This window comes from Rhizobacter sp. P2_G4, from assembly GCF_056403575.1.
In genome coordinates this window covers 120533-133353 of the sequence record NZ_JBFUFG010000012.1, presented here as the reverse complement: position 1 = coordinate 133353, position 12821 = coordinate 120533, and the positions used below count along the sequence as shown (strand labels likewise).

Below are 12821 nucleotides of genomic sequence, written 5' to 3'. Positions count from 1 at the left end.
CATGGGTTTGAGCATGGGCGCGAATCAACCGCCGCTGCACGGCGTGCGCGTGCTCGACCTCACGCGCCTGGTGCCCGGCCCGGTGTGCACGATGCACCTGGCCGACCTGGGCGCCGACGTCGTGAAGATCGAGGACACCGGTGCCGGCGACTACGCGCCGCCGCCCTTGCGCGCCATCGTCAACCGCAACAAGCGCGGCCTGCAGCTCGACCTGAAACGACCCGAAGGTGCCGAGGCCTTCCTGCAGCTCGCACGCACCGCCGACGTGGTGGTGGAAGGCTTTCGCCCCGGCGCGATGGTGCGGCTCGGCCTGGGCTACGACGAGGTGGCGGCTGTCAACCCACGCATCGTCTACTGCAGCCTCACCGGCTACGGCCAGAGCGGCCCCTACCGCGACCGGCCGGGCCACGACCTCAACTACTGCGGCCATGCCGGCGTGGCCGACCAGGTCGGCATCGACGCAGACACGCTGGCGCTCTCGAACCTGCCGATCGCCGACCTGATGGGCGGTGCTCTCACGGCCGCCATGGGCATCCTCGCCGCGCTGTTCGACGCTGCGCGCACGGACCAGGGCCGCCACATCGATATCGCGATGGCCGACGGCGCACTCGCGCATGCGGTGATGCCGTTGGCCACCTTGGCCACGCACGGCAGCACGCGCCGCGCGGGCGGCGACACGCTCACCGGCAGCCTCGCGTGCTACGCGGTGTACCGCACGGCCGACGAGCGCTTTCTGGCCGTCGGCGCGCTGGAGCGCAAGTTCTGGGTCACGCTGTGCGAGGTGATCGGGCGCGCCGATCTCGGCCCGCTGCACCGCAGCGGTGACGCTGCCATCGAAGCCCGTGTGCGCGCTGAACTCGCGGCCCACTTCGGCGCGAAGCCACTCTCGCACTGGGAGCCACGCTTCGCGAATGCCGACTGCTGCGTCTCGCCCGTGCACACGCTCGAAGAAGCGTTGTCCGACCCGCACTTCATGGCGCGCGGCATGGTGATCGACAGCGTGCACCCGACCGTCGGCCCGGTGACGCAGGTCGCGTGCCCGGTGAAGATGTCGCGCTATGGCTTCGAGCTGCGCCGCCATGCACCGCAACCCGGAGAGCACACGGTCGAGCTGTTGCGCGAGGTCGGTTGCACCGACGAGGCGATTGCCGCCTGGCTGGAGAGTGGTGCAGCGCGCGCGGCGTAGCATGGGCGCGTGACCCACCACACCATCGCGATCCACCATGTCGAGCAGGTGCTGCAAGGCGCCGAGCGGCGCGGTGTGGCCACTGCACCGCTGCTGGAGCGCGCCGGCATCTCGGCCGCGTTGATGGAGGCGCCGCTGGCGCGCGTCTCGCAAGAGCAATACGCGCGGCTGTTGCGCGTCGTGCAGCGGGCCCTGCGCGACGAGTTCTGGGGCCTGTGCAGCCAGCCGCTGCCGCTCGGCAGCTTTGCGCAATGCTGCCGGCTGCTGATCCACACGCCGACCCTGGCCGAAGCCATGCGTGTGGGCTTCCGCTATTTCCACGGCGAGCTGCCGGACTTCATTGCAAGGCTCGTCGTGGCCGACGGGCTGGCCACCGTCCGCGTGGTGACGCCGTTGCCTGCCGAGCCCTCGCTGCTGTACGCCGAGCGCACCTTCATGTTCTTCACCTTCGGCCTGTCGTCGTGGCTGGCGGCGCGGCGCATTCCGCTGCTGGGTGTCGACTACCGCGGCCCGCCGCCGCCGAACGTGACCGAAACCGCTCGCGTGTTCCAGGCCAAGGTGCGCTACGGGCAGCCGCACTTCGGCCTGTCGTTCGACGCCCGCTGGCTGCAGCTGCCGATGGTGCAAAACACGCAGAGCCTGCGCGAGTTCCTTCAACTGGCCCCCGCCAACCTGCTGGTGAAGTACCGCGACAAGACCAGCGTGACCGAGCGCATCCGCCGCTTGCTGCGCAGTCACCTGCGCGGCGAGATGCCTTCGCTGGACGAGGTGGGCCGCGTGCTCGGCATGACGCCGCAGACCCTGCGCCGCCGCCTGCGCGAAGAGGGCCAGGGCTTTCAGTCATTGAAGGACAACCTGCGCCGCGACGCGGCCATCGAGTACCTGGCGCGCCCCGACATGACGCTGCTCGACATCGCCGACCAGCTCGGCTTCTCGGAGGCGAGCACCTTTCACCGCGCGTTCAAGAAATGGGCCGGCGTCGCCCCCGGCGAGTACCGGCACCGCCATCGGTGACCAGGCGCTGACGCAGCGCTGAGCCAGCGCTGAAACTTTGCGCCAATCGATTTGGTGGCGATGGTCATTGCCGCAGCGCGCGCGCAGTCGCATCCTGAGGCCCATGCAACAGGAGTCATCGTGAAGCGCAATGTCCATGTCGTCGGGGTCGGAATGATCCCTTTCACCAAACCGGGTGCGAGCGACCCGTACACCGTGATGGGTGCGCGCGCCGCCAACGCCGCGTTGCAGGACGCAGGTGTCGACTACCGGCTCGTGGAGCAGGCCTACGTCGGCTATGTGTACGGCGACTCCACCGCCGGCCAGGCAGCGGTCTATGGCGTGGGCCTGACCGGCATCCCCGTCTTCAACGTCAACAACAACTGCGCGACCGGGTCGAGCGCCTTGTTTCTCGCACGCCAGGCGGTCGAGAGCGGCATGGTCGAATGCGCGCTGGCGCTGGGTTTCGAGCAGATGCAGCCCGGCGCATTGAAGGGCGCCTACGACGACCGCCCTTCGCCGGTGGCGCGCTTCGCCGAGACGATGTCGCGGCTGCAAGAGTGGGACGACAAGGCGCCGCGCGCGTCGCAGTTCTTCGGCGGTGCCGGCCGCGACTACATCAAGGAACACGGCATTCGCCGCGACACCTTCGCGCGCATCTCCGTCAAGGCCCGCCAGCACGCCGCACGCAACCCGTTCGCGGTGTTCCGCAACACCGTCACGCTCGACGAGGTGCTCGCCGCACCGATGGTGTTCGACCCGCTGACGCGCCTGCAGTGCTGCCCGCCGACCTGCGGCGCCGCCGCGGCCATCGTCTGCTCCGAAGAGTTCGCGCGCCGCCACGGGCTGGACATGCGCGTGCGCATCGCGGCGCAGGCGATGACGACCGACACGCCGAGCACCTTCGACGGCGCCGACATGCGCAAAGTCGTCGGCTACGACATGACGCGGGCCGCGGCGACGCAGGTCTACGAGGCGGCCGGTATCGGTCCCGAGGCACTCGACGTGGTCGAGCTGCACGACTGCTTCACCGCCAACGAGCTGATCTCGTACGAGGCGCTCGGCCTGACGCCCGAAGGCACGGCCGAGAAGTTCATCGTCGACGGCGACAACACCTATGGCGGTCGCGTCGTCACCAATCCGTCGGGCGGCCTGCTGTCCAAGGGCCATCCGCTCGGTGCGACTGGCCTGGCGCAATGCACTGAGCTGGTGTGGCAACTGCGCGGCGATGCGGACCAGCGGCAGGTCGAAGGCGCACGGCTCGCGCTGCAGCACAACCTGGGGCTCGGCGGCGCTTGCGTCGTCACCTTGTACGAGAAAGTTCAATGATCGATCGCCGCCACATCGGGCATCAGTTGCCGACGTTTATCGTGCCGGTCGAAGCCGGGCGCTTGCGCTTCTTCGCCAAGGCGACCGGGAACGGCGACCCGGTCTACATCGACGAAGGCGCAGCGCGCGACGCCGGCCACCCTGGCCTGCCGGTGCCGCCGACCTTCTTCTTCTGCCTCGAGATGGAGCAGCCCAACCCGGCAGCGATGCGCGAGCTGCTCGGCATCGACTACCGCCGTCTGCTGCATGGCGAGCAACGTTTTCGCTATCACGCGCCAGCGCATGCGGGCGACAAGCTCCGCTACGAGCCGCGCATTGCCGACATCTACGACAAGAAGGGCGGCGCGCTGGAGTTCGTGCGGCGCGAGACACGGGTCACCAACCAGAACGGCACACTGGTGGCCGAACTGACCTGCGTGACGGTGGTGCGAAATGGCTGAACTGCTTCGCTACGACGAGGTGAGGGTCGGCACCGAGCTGCCACCCTTGCCGACCGACCCGATCAGCCGCCTCACGCTCGCGCTGTACTGCGGCGCCTCGGGCGACCACAACCCCATCCACGTCGACATCGACTTTGCGCGCAGCGCCGGGCTCGACGACGTGTTCGCACACGGCATGCTGGGCATGGCCTATCTCGCGCGGTTGGTGACCGGCTGGGTGCCGCAGCGTTCGATCCGTGCCTTGGACACACGCTTCGTCGCGATCACGCATGTCGGCGACCGCATCACCTGCAGCGGCATCGTGGCGGAGAAGCTCGCGGACCGGCAAGTGCGGCTCGCGCTCAGCGCCACCGATCAGAGCGGCATCGTCAAGCTGACCGGCGAAGCGGTGGTGGAGCTCGCATGACAGCCGGTTGGATGACCGAAGACGTCGTGCAGTTCCGCGACACCGTGCGCAAGGTCTTCGAGCGCGAGTTCGCGCCGCTCGAAGAGCGCTGGCGCCGCCAGCACCTGGCCGACCGCAGTGTGTGGCGCCAGGCCGGCGAGATGGGCCTGCTGTGCACCAGCATCCCCGAGGCTTACGGTGGCGCAGGCGGCAGCTTCGCGCACGAGGCCGTGGTGGCCTACGAGCAGGGCCGTGCGCTCGTCAACAGCTTCAGCATCAACGTGCACAGCGGCATCGTCGCGCACTACCTGCTCGCCTACGGCAGCGAGGCGCAGAAGCTGCGCTGGCTGCCGAAGATGGCCACCGGCGAGCTCGTGGCCGCCATCGCGATGAGCGAGCCCGGCGCCGGCAGCGACCTGCAGGCCGTGCGCACGAGCGCCGTGCGAGACGGCAACGACTACGTGATCGCCGGCGCCAAGACCTTCATCACCAACGGCCACCACGCCGACCTGGTGTGTGTCGTCGTCAAGACCGACCCGGCGCGCGGCGCCAAGGGCGTGTCGCTGCTGATGGTCGAGACGGCCGACCTGCCGGGCTTCCGCCGCGGGGCCTTGCTCGAGAAGATCGGCCAGCACGGGCAAGACACCGCCGAGCTGTTCTTCGACGGCGTGCGCGTGCCGGCCGAGAACCTGCTCGGCGACGAAGAAGGCCTGGGCTTTCGGCAGCTGATGCAGCAGCTGGCGCGCGAGCGGCTGTTGATCGCGATCGGCGCGGTGGGGATGATGCAAAGGGCGATCGACGAGACGCTCGCCTATGTGGCGCAGCGCCAGGTCTTCGGCAAGCCGCTGCTCGCGATGCAGAACACCCGCTTCAAGCTGGCCGAATGCCAGACCGACGCGACCATCACGCAGGCCTTCGTCGACGCCTGCATCGTGCGCCAGCTCGACGGCACGCTCGACGTGCCCACCGCGGCGATGGCCAAGTGGTCTGCCACCGACAAGCTGTGCCGCATCATCGACGAGTGCCTGCAGCTGCACGGCGGCTACGGCTACATGACGGAGTACCCCATCGCCCGCCTGTATGCCGATGCACGCGTGCTGCGCATCCTGGGCGGGGCCAACGAGGTGATGAAGGAACTCATCGCCCGATCGATGGAGCGACAGGTATGAGCTTGTCGACCCACCAAGCGCACCACGCCCACTGGCCACCCGGCGTGCCGAAGGCCTTGCCGCCGGCCGACCGCAGCCTCTGGGATTGCCTCGCGGCCTCGGCCGAGCGCCACCCCGACAAGCCGGCCGTCGTCTTCTACGACAGCGTGCTCAGCTACGGCGAGCTCGCCCGGCAGGCCGAGGCGCTCGCCGGCTGGCTGCAGCACGTGGCGCAGGTGAAGCCGCGCGACCGCGTGCTGCTGTTCAGCCAGAACTGCCCGCAGTTCGTCGTCGCCAGCTATGCGGTGCTGCGTGCCGATGCGGTGGTGGTGCCGGTGAACGCGATGTGGACAGCCGACGAAGTGACCCACCTCGTCGAAGACAGCGGCGCCAGCGTCGCGCTGGTCGCGCAGGAGCTGCTCGACCGGTTGCAGCCGGTGGTGCGTCGCGGCCTGTTGCGCCGCGCCGTGGTGATCACCTATGCCGACGCGCTGACGACCCCCGGCGACATGCCGGTCCCATCGTGGGTCACGCAGGCGCGCTCGCCGCTCGACGACGCCCGCTTCACGCGCTGGCACGAGGCGCTCGCCACCGGCGCGCAGGCGCTGCCGCACCGCGCGGCGCCGCACGACCTGGCCGTGCTTCCCTACACGTCGGGTACCACCGGCCGCCCCAAGGGCTGCATGCACACCCATGCCAGCGTGCAGGCCGCCAACCGCGCGGCGGCGGCGTGGCGTGGCCAGTCCGGCGACGCGGTGTTCCTCGGCATCGCGCCGCTGTTCCATGCGCTCGGCATGCAGAACGGCATGCACCTGCCGCTGATGCTGGGCGCCACCATCGTGATGTTGCCGCGCTGGGACCGCGATGCCGCGCTCGGCCTGATCGAACGCCACCGCGTGACCACCTGGGCCGCGCCGCCCGCGATGCTGATCGACTTCTTCGGCAACCCGGCCGTCACGCCAGAGAAGGTGGCGAGCCTGAAGCTCGTGCACGGCGGCAGCGCCGCCATGCCCGATGCCATCGCCGACACCATGGGCACCCGCTTCGGCATCGTCTACCACGAGGGTTATGGCATGACGGAGACGGCGTCGTTCCTGCAGGCCAACCCGCTGCATCGCAACAAGCGCGGCTCGCTCGGCGTGCCCGGCCCGGGTGTCGACTCGCGCATCGTCGACCCCGAGACGCTGCAGCCCCTGCCGCCCGGCGAGGTGGGCGAGATCGTGACCCACGGGCCGCAGGTGATGGCGGGCTACTGGAACCAGCCGCAGGCGAGCGCGCAGGCCTTCGTCGAGATCGACGGCAGGCTTTTCCTGCGCACCGGCGACCTTGCCGTCGTCGACGAAGACGGCTACTTCTTCATGAAGGACCGGTTGAAGCGAATGATCAATGTGTCCGGCTACAAGGTATGGCCGGCCGAGGTGGAGAACAAGCTGTACGACCACCCCGCCGTGCAAGAGGCCTGCGTGATCGCCACGCGCGATGTGCGGCAGGGCGAGGCGGTGAAGGCGCTCGTCGTGCTGAAGCCCGGCGCCTCGCTGAGCAGCGAAGAACTGATCGCGTGGTGCCGCGAGGTGATGGCGGTCTACAAGGCGCCGCGTGCCGTGCGCTTTGTGGACAGCCTGCCGAAGTCGAGCACCGGCAAGGTCCTGTGGCGCGAGCTGCAGGAGCAAGAACAGGAACAGGAACAGAGACAGGAGAGCGCCTGATGGATGCAGTCCTCTTTGAGAAGGTGGGCGGTGTTGCCACCGTCACGCTGAACCGGCCGGCGCGCAAGAACGCGATCGACGAAGTGCTGCGCGACCAACTCTCGCTGTGCGTGCACGACATCGCCGCCGACCGCAGCGTGCGCGCGGTGGTGCTGACCGGTGCCGGCGGCGCCTTCTGCGGCGGCGGCGACTTGCGCAACATCCAGTCGGCCGGGCTCGACAACGAGGGCTGGCGCCAGCGCATGAAGCAGGCCCATGCCTGGCTCGCGCCGCTGCTGATGCTGGACCGACCGGTCGTGGCCGCGGTCGACGGCCCGGCCTTCGGCGCTGGCTTCAGCCTCGCGCTGGCGGCCGACTTTATCGTCGCGTCGCCACAGGCGCGCTTCTGCCTGTCGTTCATGCGCGTCGGCCTGGTGCCCGACTTCGGCGCCTTCTACACGTTGCCACGCATCGTCGGCGTGCAGCGCGCCAAGGAGCTGATGCTGTCGGCGCGCGAGCTGTCGGCCGACGAAGCGAAGGCCCTGGGCATCGTCTTCGAGATCGTGCCGGCCGATGGCCTGCTGCAGCGTGCGCAGGCGCTGGCGGCGAGCTTTGTGCACGCCTCGCCCATGGCAGTGAGCCTGGTCAAGCGCGCGCTTGCCGCAGCGCCGGCCGACCTGCACACGATGCTCGAACTGGAGGCCGACGCACAGGCCCTGTGCTTCGGCAGCGCCCCGCACCAGACGGCGGTGGCGCGTTTTCTCGACAAGCAACCGGCCCCTTTTCGGTGGCCGACAAAACAGGAGTGAGACATGAGCAAGATGATGGAAGGCAAGGTCGCGATCGTGACCGGCGCGGGTGGTGGCATCGGGCGCGACATCGCGCTGGCGCTGGCACGTGAAGGCGCGAAGGTGGTGGTCAACGACGTCGGCGCCTCGATGACCGGCGAGGGCCACGACGTGGGCCCGGCGCAGCGCGTGGTCGACGAGATCCGCGCGGCCGGCGGTGAGGCGGTGGCCAACACCGACAGCGTGGCCGATGCCAACGCGGCGCAGCGCATCGTCACGACGGCACTCGACAGCTTCGGCGGCCTCGATGGCGTGGTCAACAACGCCGGCATCCTGCGCGACCGCTTCTTCCACAAGATGAGCGTGGAGGAGTTCGACTCCGTCATCAAGGTGCACCTGTACGGCAGCTACTTCGTGAGCCGGGCGGCGGCCAACCACTTCAAGGAGCAGGAGTCGGGCGCGTTCGTGCACATGACGTCGACCTCGGGCCTCATCGGCAACTTCGGCCAGGCCAACTACTCGGCGGCCAAGCTCGGGATCATGGCGCTGTCGAAATCGATTGCGCTCGACATGCAGAAATTCAAGGTGCGCTCCAACTGCATCGCGCCGTTTGCCTGGAGCCGCATGATCGGCTCGATCCCGGTGGAGACCGAGGCCGAGAAGGCACGCGTCGACCGCATGAAGCAGATGACGCCGGCCAAGATCGCGCCGCTCGCGGTGGCGCTGCTCGCCGATGCCGGGACGGATGCCACTGGCCAGGTCTTCGCGGTGCGCAACAACGAGATCTTCCTGATGAGCCAGCCGCGGCCTATCCGCTCGGTGCACCGCGGTGAAGGCTGGACGCCCGAGACGGTGGCGCAGCACGCCCTGCCGGCGCTGAAGGGGTCGTTCTACGGGCTCGACCGCTCGTCGGACGTCTTCACCTGGGACCCGGTCTGACACCGCCGGGAGCCACGCCATGATCCGCGACCCCGAAATACTCACCGCCTTGCTCGACACCGTGCGCCGCTTCGTGCGCGAGCGCCTGGCGCCGGCCGAAGACATCGTCGCCGAGACCGACACGATCCCGGCCGACATCGTGAGCGACATGAAGACCATGGGCCTCTTCGGCCTGACCATCCCCGAGTCGTACGGCGGCCTGGGCCTCACGATGGAGGAAGAGTCGCTGGTGATGATCGAGCTGTGCCAGACGGCACCGGCCTTCCGCTCGCTGATCGGCACCACGGTGGGCATCGGCTCGCAGGGCATCCTGATGGATGGCACGCCCGAGCAGAAGGACCGCTGGCTGCCGCGGCTCGCGAGCGGCGAGCTGATCGCCTCGTTCGCGCTGACCGAGCCCGAATCGGGCTCCGACGCCGCCTCCATCCGCACGCGTGCCAAGCGCGACGGCGACCACTACGTGATCGACGGCAGCAAGCGCTTCATCACCAACGCGCCCGAGGCCGGCATGTTCACGCTGATGGCGCGCACCGACCCCGAGCAGAAGGGGGCCGCCGGCGTCACCGCCTTCATCGTCGATGCGAAGACGCCGGGAATTTCGCTCGGCAAGGTCGACCGCAAGATGGGCCAGAAAGGCGCCCACACCTGCGACGTGATCTTCGACGGCGTGCGCGTGCCGGCTGCCAACGTGATCGGTGGCGTCGAGGGTCGGGGTTTCAAGACGGCGATGAAAGTGCTCGAGAAGGGCCGCATCCACATCGCCGCGGTGTGCGTCGGCGTGGCCGAACGGCTGCTGCGCGACACGCTGCGCTACGCAATGGAGCGCAAGCAGTTCGGCCAGCCGATCGCCGAGTTCCAACTCGTGCAGGCGATGCTGGCCGACAGCCGCACCGAGCTCTATGCGGCGCGCACGATGGTGATCGACGCGGCACGCCGGCGCGATGCCGGCGAAGACGTGAGCACCGAGGCCGCGTGCTGCAAGTATTACGCCTCCGAGATGGTGGGCCGCGTGGCCGACCGCGCGGTGCAGATCCACGGCGGTGCCGGCTACGTGGCCGACAACGGCATCGAGCGCTACTACCGAGACGTGCGCCTGTTCCGCATCTACGAAGGCACGAGCCAGATCCAGCAGATCGTGATCGCGCGCGGCATGATTAAGGAAGCACAGCGATGAGCAGCGCCTTCAATTTCTCCGGCAAGGCGGTGTTCATCGCCGGCGGCAGCAGCGGCATCAACCTCGGCATCGCCGATGCGTTCGCGCGGCATGGTGCTTCGGTGGCCATCCTCAGCAGATCGCAGCAGCGCATCGACGGGGCCCTGGAGCAGCTGCGCCGCCACGGTGGCGCGGCCGAGGGCTACAGCGCCGACGTGCGCGACGCTGCCGCGGTGGCCGACGCACTCAAGCAGGCGCACGCGCGCTTCGGCCCCATCGACGTGCTGGTCTCTGGCGCGGCGGGCAACTTTCTTGCGCCGGTGCTTGGCATGTCGGCCAACGGATTCAAGACGGTGGTCGACATCGACCTGCTCGGCAACTTCAACGTGATGCGCGGCGCCCACGAGTACCTGCGCAAGCCGGGCGCGTCGGTCATCAGCATCTCCGCCTCGCAGGCCTTCGTGCCGACGCCGTACCAGGCGCACGTGTGCGCGGCCAAGGCCGGCGCCGACATGCTGACGCGCACGCTGGCCATGGAGTGGGGCGGTGACGGCATCCGCGTCAACTCGATCGTGCCGGGGCCGATCGACGGCACCGAGGGCATGCGGCGGCTCGCGCCCACCGACGCCGAGCGTGCGCGCATGACGGAGCGCGTGCCGCTGCGCCGCTACGGCAGCGTGGACGACATCGCCGGCATCGCGATGGTGTTGAGTTCGCCACTCGGTGCCTACATCACCGGCGTCGTGCTGCCGGTGGACGGTGGCATCTCGCTGTCGGGCCCGCGCGACTTCAGCTCGGCATGGGAAGCCACGCGTCGAGAGGCCTGACGATGTACCTCACGCAATCGCTTCACCGCGCGCTGCAGCGCCACCCCGCCAAGGTAGCGCTGCGCCACGTGGCGGCCGACGCTCAGCGCGAGCACAGCTTCGAGCGCCTCGTGTCGGGCATCGCCTGCCACGCTGCGGCGCTGCAGGCTCGCGGCGTGGGTGCCGGCGACCGTGTCGCGATGCTGTCGCCGAACAACGATTCACTCATCGTGCAGCTCTTCGCCTGCTGGTGGCTGGGCGCGGTGGCGTGCCCGCTCAATGTGCGCTGGAGCGCGGCGGAGCTGCGCCATGCGCTCGGTGACTGCGGCGCCCGGTTGCTGCTGGTGGACACCATCTTCGCGGGTGTGGCCGCAGAGCTGCACGACATCTGTGCCGTGCTGCCCACCGAAGCGCTGGCCGCGCAAGCGCAAGACTGTGAGCCGCTCGATGACACGCGCACCGGTGGCGACGCGCTGGCCGCCATCCTCTACACCGGTGGCACGACCGGCCGCGCCAAGGGCGTGATGCTGTCGCATGCCAATTTCTGGTGTGCGGCGATGGTGCGTGGCGCGGAGCTGAACAACTCGCCCGACAGTGTCACGCTGCTGGTGGCGCCGCTGTTCCACGTCGCGGGGCTCGGTCGGCTGATCGGGCAAAGCATCGTCGGCGGCAGCTGCATCACGATGCCGCAGTTCCGCGCGGCGCTGGTGCTTGAGGCGATCGGCCGCCATGGCATCAGCGACATCGTCGTCGTGCCGAGCATGCTGCAGTCGCTGCTCGACGAGCCGTCGTTCGACGCGGTGCGCGTGCAGAGCCTGACGCGCATCGCCTTCGGTGCCGCACCGATGCCGCCCGATCTGCTCGACCGTGCGCTCGCCGCGTGGCCGCGTGCGGAGTTCTTCCAGGCCTACGGGCTCACCGAGACCGCAGGTGCGGTGTGCATCAACCTGCCGGAGAACCACACGCCGCAAGGGCGTGAAAACGGCCGGCTCGCGTCGGTGGGCCGCGCCGGGCTGGGCGCCGAGATCCGCATCGTCGACGAGCAGGGCCGCGACGTGCCGCGCGGCACGGTGGGCGAGATCATCGTGCGCGGGCCGATGGTCACGCGCGGCTACTGGGGCCAGCCCGACACCAGCGCACAGGCGTTGCGCGGCGGTTGGTTCCACACCGGTGACGGCGGCCGCATGGACGACGAGGGCTACCTGCGCATCGCCGACCGGCTGAAGGACATGGTGATCTCCGGCGGCGAGAACGTGTACCCCGCGGAGGTGGAGGCCGCGCTGCGCAGCCATGCGGCCGTGGCCGACGCCGCGGTGATCGGCATCCCCGACGAGCGCTGGGGCGAGGCGGTGCACGCGGTCATCGTGCTGCGCGCCGGTCACGTGGCGAGCGATGGCCCGGCGCTGCGCGACGAACTCACGGCCTGGTGCCGGCGCCAGCTCGCCGGCTACAAGTGCCCGCGGAGCATCGAGTTCGTGGCGGCGCTGCCGCTGTCGGCTGCCGGCAAGGTGTTGAAGACGCAGCTGCGAGCCCAGGCGCGGAAGGGCGCGGGATGACGACGGAGGCCGGTGTCACGGATCGCCGGAATGCTTTCGCGGGTGTGCCTTTCACACGCCTGCTCGGCATGCAGCGCGAGTTCTCCGAAGCCGGCCGCGCACGCTTCGTTATCGATTCGCGGCCCGAGTTCGAGAACGTGATCGGCGCGATGCACGGCGGCATCGTCGCGACGCTGCTCGACGTGGCGATGGCCAGCGCCGCCGTGTCGAAAGTCGACTTCGAGATGACGGCCGTGACGCTGTCGATGAACAGCACCTTCATCCGCCCGGGCCAGGGCCGGCTCACCGCCAACGGGCTCGTGCTCGCCGTCGACGACGCCGTGGCCTCGTGCGAAGCCAGCGTGACCGATGAAGGCGGCCACCTGGTCGCGCGGGCCATGGGTTCGTTCCGCTACCTGCCGCACCGTTGAAAA

Annotated in this window: 13 protein-coding genes; all 13 read left to right on the top strand. The window is 69.3% G+C overall.

Annotated features, from left to right (window positions below; all coding sequences use genetic code 11):
- The first annotated feature begins 1 nt into the window (after nt 1).
- The 13 genes from AC1DYS_RS28190 (at nt 2) to AC1DYS_RS28130 (ending at nt 12818) form a co-directional block, all read left to right on the top strand.
- Nucleotides 2-1186, top strand: coding sequence for a CaiB/BaiF CoA transferase family protein (locus AC1DYS_RS28190; protein ID WP_477904853.1), 1185 nt, complete (start codon nt 2-4; stop codon nt 1184-1186).
- Nucleotides 1187-1195: 9 nt separating this feature from the next.
- Nucleotides 1196-2200 (top strand): AraC family transcriptional regulator, encoded by a 1005-nt coding sequence (locus AC1DYS_RS28185; protein WP_047497830.1) that lies wholly within the window; start codon nt 1196-1198, stop codon nt 2198-2200.
- Nucleotides 2201-2320: 120 nt separating this feature from the next.
- Entirely contained in the window at nt 2321-3508 is a 1188-nt protein-coding gene (locus AC1DYS_RS28180; RefSeq protein WP_477904852.1) for a lipid-transfer protein, read from the top strand.
- The gene (locus AC1DYS_RS28175; protein ID WP_477904851.1) at nt 3505-3948 is read left to right on the top strand and encodes a MaoC family dehydratase N-terminal domain-containing protein; all 444 of its coding nucleotides are present in this window, start codon (nt 3505-3507) and stop codon (nt 3946-3948) included. The genes AC1DYS_RS28180 and AC1DYS_RS28175 overlap by 4 nt, the downstream gene beginning before the upstream one ends.
- Nucleotides 3941-4354 carry a MaoC family dehydratase gene (locus AC1DYS_RS28170; RefSeq protein WP_477904850.1) on the top strand — a complete coding sequence of 138 codons (414 nt, stop codon included), beginning with the start codon at nt 3941-3943 and terminating at the stop codon, nt 4352-4354. The genes AC1DYS_RS28175 and AC1DYS_RS28170 overlap by 8 nt, the downstream gene beginning before the upstream one ends.
- Nucleotides 4351-5502: an acyl-CoA dehydrogenase family protein gene (locus AC1DYS_RS28165; RefSeq protein WP_477904849.1), complete on the top strand. Its 1152-nt coding sequence runs from the start codon at nt 4351-4353 to the stop codon at nt 5500-5502. Before AC1DYS_RS28170 ends, AC1DYS_RS28165 begins: the two co-directional genes overlap by 4 nt.
- Nucleotides 5499-7187, top strand: a complete 1689-nt coding sequence (locus tag AC1DYS_RS28160; RefSeq protein ID WP_477904848.1) for a long-chain-fatty-acid--CoA ligase — start codon at nt 5499-5501, stop codon at nt 7185-7187. Before AC1DYS_RS28165 ends, AC1DYS_RS28160 begins: the two co-directional genes overlap by 4 nt.
- Complete coding sequence (locus AC1DYS_RS28155; RefSeq protein WP_477904847.1) at nt 7187-7975, top strand: enoyl-CoA hydratase/isomerase family protein; 789 nt, start codon at nt 7187-7189, stop codon at nt 7973-7975. The genes AC1DYS_RS28160 and AC1DYS_RS28155 overlap by 1 nt, the downstream gene beginning before the upstream one ends.
- A 12-nt stretch (nt 7976-7987) precedes the next feature.
- On the top strand, nt 7988-8893 hold the full coding sequence (locus AC1DYS_RS28150) for an SDR family NAD(P)-dependent oxidoreductase (RefSeq protein WP_477904899.1): 906 nt from the start codon (nt 7988-7990) through the stop codon (nt 8891-8893).
- A 19-nt stretch (nt 8894-8912) separates the two neighbouring features.
- Nucleotides 8913-10067 (top strand): acyl-CoA dehydrogenase family protein, encoded by a 1155-nt coding sequence (locus tag AC1DYS_RS28145; protein ID WP_477904846.1) that lies wholly within the window; start codon nt 8913-8915, stop codon nt 10065-10067.
- On the top strand, nt 10064-10873 hold the full coding sequence (locus tag AC1DYS_RS28140) for an SDR family oxidoreductase (RefSeq protein ID WP_477904845.1): 810 nt from the start codon (nt 10064-10066) through the stop codon (nt 10871-10873). Before AC1DYS_RS28145 ends, AC1DYS_RS28140 begins: the two co-directional genes overlap by 4 nt.
- 2 nt (nt 10874-10875) lie before the next feature.
- Complete coding sequence (locus AC1DYS_RS28135) at nt 10876-12408, top strand: class I adenylate-forming enzyme family protein (RefSeq protein ID WP_477904844.1); 1533 nt, start codon at nt 10876-10878, stop codon at nt 12406-12408.
- Between the two features lie 44 nt (nt 12409-12452).
- Entirely contained in the window at nt 12453-12818 is a 366-nt protein-coding gene (locus AC1DYS_RS28130; RefSeq protein WP_477904843.1) for a PaaI family thioesterase, read from the top strand.
- Nucleotides 12819-12821 lie beyond the last annotated feature (3 nt).

Coding starts and splice junctions, on each gene's coding strand:
- AC1DYS_RS28190 (WP_477904853.1), top strand. CDS start 2: ATGGGTTTGAGCATGGGCGCGAATCAACCGCCGCTGCACGGCGTGCGC.
- AC1DYS_RS28175 (WP_477904851.1), top strand. CDS start 3,505: ATGATCGATCGCCGCCACATCGGGCATCAGTTGCCGACGTTTATCGTG.
- AC1DYS_RS28170 (WP_477904850.1), top strand. CDS start 3,941: ATGGCTGAACTGCTTCGCTACGACGAGGTGAGGGTCGGCACCGAGCTG.
- AC1DYS_RS28165 (WP_477904849.1), top strand. CDS start 4,351: ATGACAGCCGGTTGGATGACCGAAGACGTCGTGCAGTTCCGCGACACC.
- AC1DYS_RS28160 (WP_477904848.1), top strand. CDS start 5,499: ATGAGCTTGTCGACCCACCAAGCGCACCACGCCCACTGGCCACCCGGC.
- AC1DYS_RS28155 (WP_477904847.1), top strand. CDS start 7,187: ATGGATGCAGTCCTCTTTGAGAAGGTGGGCGGTGTTGCCACCGTCACG.
- AC1DYS_RS28150 (WP_477904899.1), top strand. CDS start 7,988: ATGATGGAAGGCAAGGTCGCGATCGTGACCGGCGCGGGTGGTGGCATC.
- AC1DYS_RS28145 (WP_477904846.1), top strand. CDS start 8,913: ATGATCCGCGACCCCGAAATACTCACCGCCTTGCTCGACACCGTGCGC.
- AC1DYS_RS28140 (WP_477904845.1), top strand. CDS start 10,064: ATGAGCAGCGCCTTCAATTTCTCCGGCAAGGCGGTGTTCATCGCCGGC.
- AC1DYS_RS28135 (WP_477904844.1), top strand. CDS start 10,876: ATGTACCTCACGCAATCGCTTCACCGCGCGCTGCAGCGCCACCCCGCC.